The 13,337-nt window shown below is 61.2% G+C and carries 9 protein-coding genes and 1 tRNA gene; 6 read left to right on the top strand and 4 right to left on the bottom strand.

The window, feature by feature from the left end; translation table 11 throughout:
- Nucleotides 1-42: 42 nt before the first annotated feature.
- Together rsmG and IPM16_05935 are read right to left on the bottom strand one after the other, a co-directional pair.
- A complete protein-coding gene (gene rsmG, locus IPM16_05940; GenBank protein ID MBK9122648.1) occupies nucleotides 43-753 on the bottom strand; it encodes a 16S rRNA (guanine(527)-N(7))-methyltransferase RsmG in 711 nt (236 codons plus the stop codon).
- The gene (locus tag IPM16_05935; GenBank protein MBK9122647.1) at nucleotides 750-1,775 is read right to left on the bottom strand and encodes a hypothetical protein; all 1,026 of its coding nucleotides are present in this window, start codon (nucleotides 1,773-1,775) and stop codon (nucleotides 750-752) included. Before IPM16_05935 ends, rsmG begins: the two co-directional genes overlap by 4 nt.
- Nucleotides 1,776-1,922: 147 nt before the next feature.
- Here IPM16_05935 and IPM16_05930 point away from each other — a divergent pair.
- The 6 genes from IPM16_05930 (at nucleotide 1,923) to rimO (ending at nucleotide 8,643) form a co-directional block, all read left to right on the top strand.
- Nucleotides 1,923-2,006 (top strand) — tRNA-Leu (locus tag IPM16_05930).
- Between the two features lie 68 nt (nucleotides 2,007-2,074).
- Complete coding sequence (locus IPM16_05925; GenBank protein ID MBK9122646.1) at nucleotides 2,075-2,557, top strand: hypothetical protein; 483 nt, start codon at nucleotides 2,075-2,077, stop codon at nucleotides 2,555-2,557.
- 33 nt (nucleotides 2,558-2,590) lie between these two features.
- Complete coding sequence (locus IPM16_05920; GenBank protein MBK9122645.1) at nucleotides 2,591-5,101, top strand: hypothetical protein; 2,511 nt, start codon at nucleotides 2,591-2,593, stop codon at nucleotides 5,099-5,101.
- A 127-nt stretch (nucleotides 5,102-5,228) separates the two neighbouring features.
- A complete protein-coding gene (gene rplI / locus IPM16_05915) occupies nucleotides 5,229-5,810 on the top strand; it encodes a 50S ribosomal protein L9 (protein MBK9122644.1) in 582 nt (193 codons plus the stop codon).
- A gap of 67 nt (nucleotides 5,811-5,877) precedes the next feature.
- Nucleotides 5,878-7,149 carry a DUF4115 domain-containing protein gene (locus IPM16_05910; protein MBK9122643.1) on the top strand — a complete coding sequence of 424 codons (1,272 nt, stop codon included), beginning with the start codon at nucleotides 5,878-5,880 and terminating at the stop codon, nucleotides 7,147-7,149.
- 51 nt (nucleotides 7,150-7,200) lie between these two features.
- On the top strand, nucleotides 7,201-8,643 hold the full coding sequence (rimO, locus tag IPM16_05905) for a 30S ribosomal protein S12 methylthiotransferase RimO (protein MBK9122642.1): 1,443 nt from the start codon (nucleotides 7,201-7,203) through the stop codon (nucleotides 8,641-8,643).
- Between the two features lie 12 nt (nucleotides 8,644-8,655).
- On the opposite strand, the gene polA is transcribed toward rimO, so the two are convergent.
- Both polA and IPM16_05895 read right to left on the bottom strand, forming a co-directional pair.
- Nucleotides 8,656-11,442 carry a DNA polymerase I gene (gene polA, locus IPM16_05900; GenBank protein ID MBK9122641.1) on the bottom strand — a complete coding sequence of 929 codons (2,787 nt, stop codon included), beginning with the start codon at nucleotides 11,440-11,442 and terminating at the stop codon, nucleotides 8,656-8,658.
- A gap of 72 nt (nucleotides 11,443-11,514) precedes the next feature.
- The gene (locus IPM16_05895; GenBank protein MBK9122640.1) at nucleotides 11,515-13,200 is read right to left on the bottom strand and encodes a methylmalonyl-CoA mutase family protein; all 1,686 of its coding nucleotides are present in this window, start codon (nucleotides 13,198-13,200) and stop codon (nucleotides 11,515-11,517) included.
- Between the last annotated feature and the right edge of the window lie 137 nt (nucleotides 13,201-13,337).

Genomic DNA, 13,337 nt, shown 5'->3' with positions numbered 1-13,337 from the left:
CAGCGGAGGGCTGGCGAACCACGTACGCCCGCAAGGGCGCGCCTATGTGAGCGGCTTCTTCGACGGAATGCCGGAGTTGCGGGGGAAGCCCGACGGCGTTGCCTTGGTCTTTCGCATGATGACGAGGAAATGCGGGTCATCGAGCCCGGGCAGCTCAACCCGGTCGATTCGTTCGACTTCACCGCCGAGCGTCGCTAGTGCGCCTTGCGCATCCATGGTCTCGGCCTCGGCGGTTGTCCCTTTCATCGCCACGCACACCCCGCCGACCTTGGCAAGCGGTAGCAGATACTCGACCAGCACGGGGAGTCGCGCAACTGCCCGCGCCACAACGATGTCGTACTTCGCCCGTTGATGCGGGTTCCTCCCGGCGTCCTCGGCCCTCGCAGCAAGGGCGCGGGCACGATCAAGGCCGAGCGCATCAATCGCATGCGCGATGAATCTCGCCTTCTTCCCTGTCGCCTCGATCATGGTGGTATACAGCCTTGGTATCGCAATCTGCAGCGCGAGGCCGGGAAATCCTGCCCCGCTGCCCACATCCGCGAGCCGCATCCCGTCCGCAAGCTTCAGCGCCGGGATCAGCGAAAGGGAATCCAGATAATGCCGGAGAACGATCTCCTGCGGGTCTGTGATCGCGGTCAAGTTAGTGTGTGCGTTCCACAGCAGCAGTTCAGCCGTGAGACGGTCGAACTGACCGAGCTGAGACTCGGTCAGTTCGACACCAAACAACGTCTGTGCAGAATCGGCTAGATTCACGGGAACGTGTATGACGGGGTAATTCCCGAAGGATTCGGTACCACGGTGAAGTCGCAGTTGCTGTCGATTCGTTCGTTCGCCGTACCGGGACCGTAATCGTCATACCCATCCGATATCGGGTTTTCCCAGCGCACACCGTACGCGACCGGGTATGTCCCCGGGCGCACGAAGCCCAGATCGACGTAGTAGAACACCCACCAGTCCCGGCCACGCTGCTGAATCGGCGTGCGTACGACGGGCCGCAGGAATGGGTTGGACCCGAAGTAACCGACTTCGTAGATCGCGTTGTCAATGTGCTGCTGAACCTGTTCGGGCGTCTTGGCAAACCACGACCAGAACACGACGACGCGATCCGTGTCGTAGATTAGGCCCGGGTTGGCGATCGGATAGTCGTCGCACTCGGCGAAGATCAGCCCCGGCGTCTCTTGCCGCGGATCGCTGAAGTCGCGCGCGCCGATTACGACAGTGTCTGGAGACGTAGGTACGTAGCCCGGGTTGAGCTCGCCGCCGAACGGAGAGAGGATCGGAGTCGTGTTCACCGGCGTCGTGGTTGATGTGCCGGTGTCACCGAGATCGGTACTGGTGCCGACCGGATTCTGCGGCGATGCGCACCCGTCCTGAAGGTCATTGACCGTCGTCGAGTAGATCGAACGTGTCGAGTCTGTCTCGCGCGCGATCGAGACATTTACGCTTCCGACTGCGCCTGCCGCGACGGTGCCGCCGCTGTACGTTACGACTTCGCTAAACGCATAGGCACCATTGACCACTGCTCGCCGCAGCCCGCTCAGGGCAGTGCCGGAGCCGCCCGCGCCAGAAAACAGCTGGTAATAGACGTCATACCCCGCCTGCATCTGCCCGGTGAAGTTGACGACACCTGTCGTTTCGCATGCAACATAGAAGATCGCCACGTTCGAAGTCGGCCCAGTGGCGGCCGGCGTGGCTGTCGCCGTCTGTGCGGATACGACAATCGAACTGAGTACCAGGAGAAGCCCCATAGTCGCATGTCGCAAGAGTCTGATCATCTCGGCTTCCTTTGCTTTTCCGCCTTGCGGCCTGCTCTCAATACTACACGATTTGAGGGTATTTCACAGCCGCCCAGCAAGACGATCAACCCACGCCTTGTTCTTGCTTGACACGAAGCGCAATTCTGCTATACTGCGCACACACAGGCCGAAGTGGCGGAATTGGCAGACGCGCTACGTTCAGGGCGTAGTTCCCTTACGGGAGTGTGGGTTCGACTCCCACCTTCGGCATCACGCAGAAAACCCGACCCTTGTGTCGGGTTTTTGTTTGGTCGCTGGGATGCGCGTAGAATGGTTATATGAGCAGCGACAGTCCCCCACCCACCGTTCAGGCACCGCCTGCGCGCCAGCGTCAACGACCAGCGACACGCGCCAGCACGCAGGTGTCGAGCCTGCAAATCATGTTCGCAGTGGTGTTGGCGGTCGGCCTGTTGCTCACGATCAATTTCAGCGCGCGCATCGCTCAAGGGCGACCTCTCCAAGAAGCATATGAACTCGTGCAATTGGAGATTGCCCAGCTCGAAACCGAGCAGGCCGTACTGCTGGCTGAACGCGACTACTCGCTGAGCGACTTCTACGTCGAGAACTGGGCGCGCGGCCGCGGCAAGATGATCCGGCCCGGCGATAAGCTGTTCGTGCCGATCCCCTCCGCGGATTCGATTACCCCGACGCCACCACCGATCAACACCGGCGAATTCGAGTCCGGTATTGATCAGCCGCAGACGTGGGAGATGTGGTGGAGTTTGTTCTTCGATGGTCCACCGCCACTGCCGCGCGAATAAGTATGCCGTCGAGCAAGCGTCTGAGGTAAACACGTGAAACGTCGCCTGATCTTTGTCCTGGCCCTGCTGAGCATCCTGTCCTTTGCGCCTCCGGTTGGCGCGCAGAACGCAGGGCTCGTCACGCTGACGGTCAACGTCGAAGCGGGCTTTGCCGGGCGTTTCCGGGACAACATGTGGACGCCACTCGCCATTCGCCTCGAGAATGCCGGTACACGTAGCTTCACTGGTGAAATCGTTGCCCGTCCGGAGCGCTCGCGTGGACTAACGCACACGTCACGTACACCCGTTTCGATCGGCCCGGATACGCAGCAGGCGCTCACGCTGTACGTCGGACTGCGCTCTTTCGCCGATACCGTCCGGATTGAAGTGGTAACCGACGAAGGCTTGATTGCCGCCGAAGCCGAAACGTCGGTACGTGCTGTCCTGCCGCAGGAGCGGTTATACGTCCGAGTTAGTGACACGCTGGGCCGCACCGCCAACCTTTCAGCTGCTGCCGCGTATGGGCAATCGGTCACACAGTCGGATGTCTTTACGCAGAATCTGCCCGATCATCAGGTCGGATTGCAGGCAGCAGACGTACTGTACATCGCCGCGGCCGACACTGGCGCACTGACCACCCGTCAGCGAGATGCCATCGAGGATTACGTAACGCACGGCGGCCATCTGATCGTTGTGGGCGGGGCACAGTGGCAGCCCACAGCAGCGGGACTGCAACCTCTGCTTCCGATCGTGCCCGATTCTAGTGTTGTGAGCAGCGATTTTGCGGCACTGAGGGCGTGGTCTTCCTCGGCCGTGGCCATCGCGCAGACGGATTCGGTGGTTTCCACGGGATCTTTGCAGGAAAGCGGCCGCGTGTTGGTGTCAGACAGCAGCGGCATCCCGTTGATCGCCCGTCGTGAGCTTGGCGCCGGCATCGTGGACTACGTCGCGTTTGACCCGGCCTCTGCCCCATTCACGTCATGGCCCGGCCTCGACACGCTGTGGCTGTCCATGATCACAAGCCGCGCGCCACGGCCGGCGTGGAATCTCGGTTTCTTGAACCTGAGCCAAGGCTACACCGCAATCGAAATTCTGCCGGGCGTTACCGCGCTTCCTGAGGCGCTGACTATGCTGGCATTCTTGCTGGCCTACGTCGCATTGATCGGCCCGGTCAACTACTTTGTCCTATCCCGTATCGGCCGCCGCGAGTTTGCTTGGCTAACGGTTCCGGGACTGATTGCCGTGTTTACAATCGCGGCTTGGGTCACGGGTTTCAACCTGCGCGGCACCGATGTCACGCTCAGCCGGCTGTCGATCATCGAATCGTGGCCGGATGCCGAGGACGCACACTTGCGGCAGCTTGTCGGCGTGCTCAGCCCGCGGCGCGCCAACTACGATTTGTCTGTCGAGGACGGACGTGCCCTGCGGCCCCTCTTGCGTACAGCCGCCGGAGGCTTTTTCACCAATCAGGCCAGCCCCCTACAGATCTCTCAGAGCGATACGTTCTCGGCCGAGGACTTTTCGGTCGATGCAAGCTTTATGGCAGGTTTCGTTACGGACGGAGCAATTCAACGACCCGACATCAATGGGCGTGTCTCGGTCGTCAGCCGTGCAGCAGAAGACATCTTGCAGGTGCGTGGTTCGGTACGCAACGAGCTTACCGTCCCGTTGCTCGATCCAGTGATCTTGACACGCGCCGGTGCGCACCGCCTAGACTCCCCCCTCATGCCGGGCGAAATCCGGCTCATAGATGTCGATCTTGTCCGGAATCCTGCGACGCCGATTCCGGCAGCGCCGGTCCAGAACGCCGTCGCGTACTATTCGCCGTCCCAATCGCGCTTCATCTCGCGCGGCCGAGAATCGATGACCGGGCCAGATCAAACGGCACGCGACATCATCGGCGCAGAATCATACCGCTCCGCAGTATTCTTCGGCCTCCCGCAGACATCGTCAACGATCGACCAGGCCGAACAGCGGCGTCAAACCTTCTTGTCGACGTTCATCGTCGACCAGTTCAGTACGACATCCCGCGGGGATGGTGTCTATCTCGTCGGCTGGACAGAGTCGGCCCCCACAGAAGAAATTGTCTCCAGCAGCGCACGGCAGGCAGTCGATACGTCCCTGTACATCGTGAAGCTCGATGCCGACCTTGAAGCCGCACCGGGCGAAAGCGATCGCATTTCGGTCGACCAGTTTACCTGGCTGCTCTTGGAGGACGAGGCCGCTACCGAATCGACGCCAAATCTCATCAGCTATCTAGCCCGAGGCAAGGTCTCCTATCGGTTTACACCAGTACCGACAAGCGTCTTGGCTGAGGTGGACGAGCTCATAGTCCGTGTCGAACGCGGGTCGGCGCAGCTTCAGAACACCGAACTGAGCGTATTCGACTGGAACACCGGAACGTACGTCCCGATGCGGGTCACCGAGCAGGATTTGCGTATTAGGAATCCCCAGCGCTATCTCGGTCCGAACAACGCCGTTCAGATCGAACTCGACCGATTCATCGCCGCTGGCACGGCATCGATCACGCGCATCGGTGTTGAACAAATCGGCACGCGGGGTTAGCGACCAGTTTAGGGTTGGCACAGCCTCCCCGTGCCAGTATAATCGCCTCCACGTTTCGCACGGGACCATTGAATCGCGCCTGCTTTCCGGGCCGGATGCGGGCGATTAATCATCTGAGGACACGGGCATGAAGGTCATTCTGCTGGAATACGTTTACAAGCACGGCGTCGAGGGCGAGGTCATTGACGTTGCGGACGGTTTTGCCCGCAACTACCTGATTCCCAGCGGCAGGGCTGTGAAGGCAACCGAAGGCGAACTCAAGCGGGCTGCCCGTCTGCGCGAACAGGCGGCGATCAAGCGTGCAGCGCTCGAAGAGCGCCTCAACGAGCTGGCGAAGCTGATCGACGGTGTCGAGCTGATTTTCGGGCGCCGCGCGGCGAGCACCGGAAAGCTGTTCGGCTCAGTCACGACACAGGAAATTGCCGACGAGTTGAACCGCGTCACCGGCATCGACATCAACCGCCGCCGTATCAGCCAGCAGCCGCTGCGCGAAGTCGGCACGCACGACGTCCCGGTTCGCCTCGGCACCGAAACTGCACCGATGCTCAAGATTACGATCGTGCGCGAGGAGGAGTTGAACGAGTTCCTCGCCAAGCGCGAAGCCGCAGCCTCCGGTGCGTCTGATGCAGAGGCTCTCGAAGTCGCAGCGGAGGGTACCGATACGGAAACCGTCGAACCCGAAGCGACCGAGGCCAGTGCTGACGCCTAAATTCGGCGCATTCAAGTGATAGAATAGCCCCGTCGCATACCGCGCGGGGCTGTTTTGTTAGGCACAAATGGACTCGTATTCTCTCGGTCAACTTCTTCACAAAGCACGCGAAGAGCGCGAGCTGACGCTCGACGACGCGCGCGCGAAGACTCGCATCCCCACTGCGACTCTCGAGTCATTCGAACAGGGCACGTTTACGTTCCCTGAGCTTTCGCCAGCGCAGATACGCGGCATGTTGTCGAACTATGCGACATTTCTCGGTTTGGACGCCGAGCAAATCCTGCAGCACTACGCAGACTCGCAGAGTCCCACCCGCAACCGGCGCCGATCGAGCGCCCGGCCACCCAGCAAGAGCACGCGGAACAACGGGGCCGACGTTCGCCCGGCCTCTGTGGATGCACGGCCGCCTACCGTGTCGAGCGCTCGCTTGGCAAGCGGCGACCCTACTAACGCGTCCCGCCCGGAAACGTTTGGCAGTCGACGAGCGCGCCGGTCGCGCCGTGGTCGCGGCGTGCTGAATGTGCTGGTCATCGTGACGCTCACCGCAGCATCGTTGATCGTAATCGCGTTTATCGCCCTAGAGCTGCTGCAGCGCACACCGACCGTTACGGAGGATGTCGTGCAGGACCCGAACAGCGGCGAGCTGGCCGATCTACCACCGACGCTGACGTTCACGCCGCGCCCCTCCCCTACAACAGTTCGCACGCCAACGCTGGAAGTCCGCAGCCAGCAGAACTATCAAGGCGAGCCGGTGCTGGTCACCGTCGATTTCACCCAACGCGCGTGGGTTCGCCTCGTTGTGGACGGCGCCGAGCTATTCGCCGGTCTAGTGGCGCCGGAAGAGCTGACGCTCGAATATCGCGCGGTCAACGAGATCATCTTGAGCAGTAGCAACGCCGAATCGCTCGTCGTCACGTACAACGGTGTTCCGCAACCCAAGTTCGGGGGCCGCGGGCAAGCGGTTGAGGTCGTCTTCCGGCCTAACGGCAGCGTATCCATTCAGACCGGCCCCGGCTTCGAACCGACTGAGAATGTCACGCCCACGCCCTCACTAACCCCGGAATCGCTCGCTGCGACGTTGCTTGCCGAACAAACTCCAACGCCGACAGACGGCCCAAGCCCGACGCCAACGCTGTCGCCAACGGCGTCGGTCACGCCAGAGTTCACGGCGACAGAAATCGCGCCGCCGACCGAGACACATACGCCGACCGTGTCGGCAACGTCAACCGAACCGCCGCCGCCGACCGAGACTCAAACACCAGCTGCCACGCCGACCCCATCGGCGGTTGTGCCGCCGCGCGTCACGCCGCCTAATGTCACGGCGACCAAGTCCCCGTAGACCGCGGCTCATCTGTCACTATAATCACGCCAGTCCAACAGGAAACAGTCCATGTCGCGTAGGAATCGCAAAGGCAATTACTATCTGCTCAGCCTCGGGTGTTCCAAGAACACTGTCGACTCCGAGAGCATGGCTCAGATCATGTCCGCTAACGGCATGCATGCCGAGGACAATCCCTCGCGAGCCGAAGTCCTAATCGTGAATACGTGTGGGTTTGTCGACGCCGCCAAGGAAGAGTCAATCTCGGCGCTGCGTGAGTTGGTGGGGCTAAAACGAAGCAATCAGATGGTCATCGCCGCAGGCTGCCTGTCTCAGCGGTACGGTGAACAGCTTGTACAGCATGTCCCGGGGCTCGATGGCGTCATCGGTACGCGCCGCTGGATGGACATCTTCGACCTCGTGACCCGGCTTCGCGCGCGCAAGCACCCCGAGCCGCTGTATCACCTCCCGACCGACGCGCCGGTCGTCGGCCTAGACGAGCGCGGGGTCCTGCGCGCCAGTGTCCAAGGCGCGAGTGCGTATCTGAAGATTGCGGACGGCTGCCGTCGGCCCTGTGCATTCTGCGCGATCCCCAAGATCAAAGGCACTGCCGTCAGCCGGCCGATCGAGTCAATCGTCGCTGAGGCCGTTAAGCTTCAGGAACTCGGCGCTAAGGAACTGCTGCTCATCGCTCAAGACACCACAGACTACGGCTACGACCTCGGTTTGAAGGACGGCCTTGCTCACCTGCTGGACCGGATCGTCGAGGCTGCTCCCGGAATCCCGTGGATTCGCGTCATGTATGCGTACCCGGGTTACGTCACCGATCGGCTCATGGAGACGATGGCAAAACACCCGCAGGTTCTGCCCTACCTCGACATTCCCCTGCAGCACGGCCACCGCGAAACGCTCAAGCGGATGAAACGCCCGGCCAACGTCGAGTGGGTCTACGACACCATCGGCAAGCTGCGCACGACGATCCCGCATCTCGCGGTCCGGACGACGTTCATCGTCGGCTACCCGGGCGAGACCGACGAGGAATTTGATGGGCTGCTCAAGTTCGTACGAGACCTCGAGTTCGATCGGGTTGGCGCGTTCAAGTATTCTTACGAGATCGGCACGCCCAGCGCAACGCTCCCCAATCAGGTCGATGACGACGTCAAGGAGGAGCGCTGGCATCGCCTCATGGAGCTGCAGCAGGGCATCAGCCTGGCCAAGAACCAGAAGTGGGTCGGGAAGTCGATGGATATCTTGGTCGAGGGTTACGACATTGGCGTGGACGAAGTCGACGTTCCCAACGGAGAGACCGTCACCGTGGGCCGCAGTTTTCGTGATGCGCCCGAAATCGACGGCTACGTCATCGTCGAAGGCGAGCTGCCCGTAGGCGAAATCGTGCCCGTTCGAGTGACCGGTGCCACAACCTATGACTTGTTCGCCACGCCTGACCTGCGCGGGCCGATTACGATCCAGCCCGGCAAAGTGTACGGCGAAGGTGACCTGATCGTTCCCAACTAGGCGCGACCGGCATCACTCCATGTCTCGCCAGTTCGTTCCGACCTCGGCATTGGCCTTGAGCGGCGGGTCGAGCTGATACGACGATTCCATCGTGTCGACGACCAATGGCTTGATCCGCCCAAGTTCATCCTCAGGGACTTCCAGTACAAGCTCGTCGTGCACCTGCAAGATCATCACCGACTGCAATCGTTCCGCGGCCAGTGCGCGGTACAGCTTGATCATAGCGAGGTTGATGATATCGGCAGCGCTCCCCTGAATGGGAAGATTGATCGCCGCGCGCTCCTCGGCCTGAACCATTTGCCGGCTTGCCCGTGGATTGAGCAGCGCGGGAAATGTGCGGCTACGCCCGGCGAGGGTCTTAAGCCCTTCGGGTGACCGTGCGCGTTCCTTCGCCACCTGAATGTATTCCTGCACTTTGGGAAGGCGCGCAAAATACCGCCGGATGAAGTCTTCGGCTTCAGCCAACGTCAAGCCACTGTCTCGGGCGAGGCGGAACGCGCCCATGCCGTAAATAAGGCCGAAGTTCACCCGCTTGGCAAAGCTGCGCTGCTCGTAGGTGACGTCTTCCAGCGGTATCCCGTTCACGGCGGCGGCAGTGGCCCTGTGAATGTCTTGGCCGTCGTAAAATGCTTGCTTCAGCGTATCGTCGCCGCTGATGTGCGCTAGCACCCGCAGTTCGATCTGGCTATAGTCGACCGACAGCAGCACATGGCCCTCAGGCGCGATGAAGGCCCGGCGGACTTCCCGCCCGACCTCGGTGCGGATCGGGATGTTCTGCAAATTCGGGTTGCTACTCGACAAACGCCCCGTACTGGTCCCGGTAAGGTTGTAGCTGGTGTGAACACGTCCGGTGTACGGGTTAATCAACGCGGGCAGGGCGTCGACGTACGTCCCCTTGAGCTTCGACAACTCGCGGTACTCGAGGATGGCGCCCACAACGGGGTGCGCGTCGCGCAGTTCGTCCAGTACGGCGGCATTCGTCGTGTAGCCCAGCGAGGTCTTACCGATGCCCTTGGTAGGGAGACCGAGCTTGCCGAACAGCAGATCGCTGAGCTGCTGCGGGCTGTTGATGTTCAGGGTCGTTCCGGCGAGTTCGTAGATGTGCTGCTCCAACCCGGCCAACTGCTCGCCGAGGCGCTCGCTCATCTGCGCAAGAAATCCGGTGTCGAGCACCACGCCGGCCTGTTCCATCGACACGACGACGGGCAGCAGCGGCAGTTCAAGTGCCTCGTGGACTTCCTTGAGCCCGCCCTCGGCAATCTCACGCGAAAGCTGCTGTTCAAGGCGCAGTGTCATGGCGGCGTCGGCCGCGGCATACGGCGCCGCTTGCTCGACATCGACATCGCTGAATGAGATCGCCTTCTTTCCCGTGCCGATCAGGTCGGAAATCGGCGTCATGAAGATCGGACGGTTGTTATCGTCGCGCAGGCGCGCAAACGTGAGGTCTTTCAGCCCCAGATTGCGGCTGATCGGGTTGAGGAGCCACTCGGCGACCATCGTGTCCATCGCGATCGGGCGAACGTCGATGCCATGCCTGCGCAAGACGACGAGATCGTAAGTCACGTTGTGCATGTACTTGGGGATTTGCGGGTCCTCCAGCACCGGCTTGAGCGCCCGAACGACGGTCTCCAGCGGAAGCTGTGCCGTCGCCGTGTGCCCGACGGGGATGTAGTACGCACGCACCCCGTCCCCTGAAAGCGAAATACCGACGAGTTCGGCGATCATCGCGTCGAGGCTGGTAGTCTCGGTATCGACGGCGATTTCACCCCGCGCCCGCAAGTCCTCGATCATCGAGGCAAGCGCGGCTTCGCTTCGAACGACCACCGTCTCGACCACGTCGGCCGCGCGCGCGGGCGGCTCAAAGTCCAGCGCGGCGGGTTCGTCCGATGCTGCGGCAGGTGTTTCCATGTCGCCGAACAGTGTTTGCTGCGTCGGGGTCGAAATCTTGATGAGCCTGTCCCGCAGAGAACGAAAGTTCAGGGCTTCGAACACCGAGAGCACGACAGAGGCATCGTAGTCGTGTGCCACGCATTTGTTGAGATCGAGCGTGATTGGCACGTCACGTTGGATGCGCGCTAGGCGCTGGCTGATGTACGCCATGTCGCGCCCTTCGACCAGCTTCTTCCCCAGCGCGCCTTTGAACTCATCGACTGCCGCGTAGACGGCATCGAGCGACCCATACGTTTGCAGGAGGTTCGTAGCGCCCTTCTCACCGATGCCTCGCACACCGGGAATGTTGTCGGAGGAATCGCCCATGAGCGCCTTGAGGTCCACCAACTGCCCCGGCTGCAGCCCATATTTCTCGACGAACTTGCCGACATCCCAGATCTCGTCCGGCCCCCCGCGCGACGGCAGCTGAACTGTAACGTGGTCACTGAGAAGCTGGAGCAGATCTCGGTCGCCCGTGATTATCCGCGACGCCACGTCTTGCGCTTCAGCCTGCAGGGTTGCCGTACCGATAACGTCGTCGGCCTCGTAGCCATCCAGCGTCAATACAGGGATATTGAAGGCACGCACGACTTCATCGATACGCTCGAGCTGCGACCGGAGTTCGTCCGGCATTTTCTCGCGCGTTCCCTTGTACTCCTCGAACAGCGCGTCGCGCCCGCTCAGCCCCATGTCGAAGCTCACCGCAAGGTAGTCGGGCCGGTCTTTCTGCAGGATGTCAAGCAGGATGCGCGTGAACCCGAAGACGGCATTAGTCGGCTCTCCCCCGCGCGTGGACATGCTTTCGACGGGCAGCGCAAAGAACTGCCGGTACGCAACCGCATGACCGTCGATCAGGATCATCCGCGGCATGGTTCCCCCTCGTATCGTGTCGTCTCGATTACCTCGAAGCCGGCTTCTCGACCGGTAGCGGCTCTGCTGATGTCAGATCGACATCGGCTCCTGATACAGACCAAATGCCTGCTTCATCACGGCCATCGTCTCACCGAGCGTCGCATAGGCGCGCGCCGCATCAAGCAGGTACGGCATCAGATTCTCACTTCGATCGTCGCACGCGTTGCGAAGCCGGTTGAGCGACTGCTCGACCTGCCCCGCATCGCGCCGTTCGCGCAGGCGCTGCAGGCGTTCGACTTGACGCTGATAGCCGTTCGGATCCATCTCCAAAATCGGGATACGCAATGGTTCATCGGTCACGTACCGATTGACGCCGACAATCGTGCGTTCGCCGCGATCCAATTCCTGCTGATGCCGGTAACTTGCGTCGGCGATTTCCTGCTGGAAGAACCCGGCATCGAGGGCGGGAAGCACGCCGCCCAACTCTTCGATTCGCCGGAAATAGGCGTAGACCTCGGCTTCGATCTGATCGGTCAGCGCCTCGACAAAGTAGCTCCCGCCGAGCGGATCGACGGTGTTCGCGACGCCAGTCTCCTCGGCGATGACTTGCTGAGTACGCAGCGCGATCCGAACCGCGTGTTCGCTTGGCAGGGCCAATGCCTCGTCCAAGCTGTTGGTATGCAGTGACTGTGTACCTCCAAGGACCGCTGCGAGCGCCTGAATTGCCACCCGGACTACGTTCACTTCCGGCTGCTGTGCGGTAAGCGCTACGCCCGCGGTCTGGGTATGGAAGCGCATAAACCATGACCGCGGGTTGCGTGCTCCGAACGTCTCGCGCATCTCCCGTGCCCAAATTCGGCGCGCCGCGCGCATTTTCGCAATTTCCTCGAAGAAGTCGTTGTGGCAGTTGAAGAAGAAGCTCAGACGCGGCGCGAACTCGTCAATATCGAGACCACGCTCAAGACCCCAGCGCACATACTCCAACCCATCGGCAAGCGTGAAGGCCAGCTCCTGCACTGCCGTACTGCCTGCCTCGCGGATGTGATACCCGCTGATACTGATCGTGTTCCACTCGGGAAGATGCCGCGTCCCGTACTCGATCGTGTCGGTGACAAGGCGCATCGACGGTCTTGGCGGGAAGATGTACTCTTTCTGCGCGATGAACTCTTTCAGAATATCGTTTTGTAGTGTCCCGCGCAGCCGCGCCGGATTGATTCCGCGCTTTTCTGCCGCAGCGATGTAGTAGGCCCACAGCACGGCGGCCGGGCTGTTGATCGTCATGCTGGTTGTGACCTGCTCGAGGGGGATACCGTCGAACAGGATTTCCATGTCCTCGAGGGAACTCACGGCGACACCGCACGACCCGAACTCGCCCAATGCTTCTGGCGCGTCCGTATCGTACCCCATCAAGGTGGGCAGGTCGAAGGCCACGGACAGGCCCATGTTGCCTTCCGAGATGAGATACTTGAAGCGAGCGTTGGTCTCCTCTGCCGTGCCAAAGCCGGCGAACATACGCATCGTCCACTGCCGCCCGCGGTGCCCGGTAGCGTGAATCCCGCGCGTGAATGGATACTCTCCGGGGTTGCCTAAATCGCGCTCATAGTCGAGGTCTGGCACATCTGCGGGCGTGTACAGCCGATTGATGGGCACGCTCGATTGTGTGACGAAACGATCTCGCCGCTCAGGCAGTCTGTCAAGCGTCGGACCTAGTGTCTCGCGCTCCCATGCCTCGCGGTTTGCCTGATGCTGTTTCAGCTTATCACGGTCGAACGTCATCCGTTCCTCACTTCCAGCTGCGCCGCTCTCCTGACATCTTAGGCAGGATACGGCATCTGCTGGCCCTCCTTCAGTGTGTCTATTGTAACGCTATCCTGCCAGGAGATGCGAACACAAGTTCCAATTCAGCGAGGCAC

The organism is Candidatus Flexicrinis affinis (assembly GCA_016716525.1).
Lineage (GTDB): Bacteria > Chloroflexota > Anaerolineae > Aggregatilineales > Phototrophicaceae > Flexicrinis > Flexicrinis affinis.
The sequence above is the reverse complement of the archived record's forward strand: the minus strand, read 5'-3'. Positions and strand labels throughout refer to the sequence as shown.